Source organism: Vibrio sp. 1978, assembly GCF_033344345.1.
The window spans coordinates 1-502 of sequence record NZ_JAWPOP010001116.1 but is presented as its reverse complement, the minus strand read 5'-3'; the positions used below and the strand labels follow the sequence as shown (position 1 = coordinate 502).

At 43.4% G+C, this 502-nt stretch carries 1 pseudogene; it reads left to right on the top strand.

Going from position 1 to position 502, the window contains the following annotated elements:
* Nucleotides 1-110: 110 nt before the first annotated feature.
* Nucleotides 111-502 (top strand): annotated as a pseudogene (locus R8N49_RS30945) (LTA synthase family protein); the annotation flags it as partial.

Below are 502 nucleotides of genomic sequence, written 5' to 3'. Positions count from 1 at the left end.
ACGAATACTTACAATTCAGTCCATAGATTTTCATTATAATTCACGTTTATTTCACGCTCGCTTTGCTAGAAACGACACAACATCACGACTAAGTCCATCACAAAATAAATATGAAAAGTTCGTCTAAGAGACCCATGTTTGGGCCATTGCAGCCTCTCGCTGTTTTTTCTTTGTTTTCACTTGCATTTTTGTCCATATCACGCATTTTACTCGCCTTTTGGCAGTTTGATCGTATTGAATCCTTCAACGACTTCCTTTACATCCTAGGCCAAGGCGTGCGTGTTGATATCGCAACGTTATGCTGGTTGTTCATCCTCCCTGCTCTGCTTTCTTCTTTCATGCCACTAAAAGGCAAGGTAGGAGAATGCTGGAAATGGGTATTGCGCTTGTGGATGGTCGCTGGGCTATGGATTCTTGTGTACATGGAGCTGGCAACGGCGCCATTCATTCAAGAATATGACCTACGTCCGAACCGCCTGTTTGTTGAATACCTCATCTACCC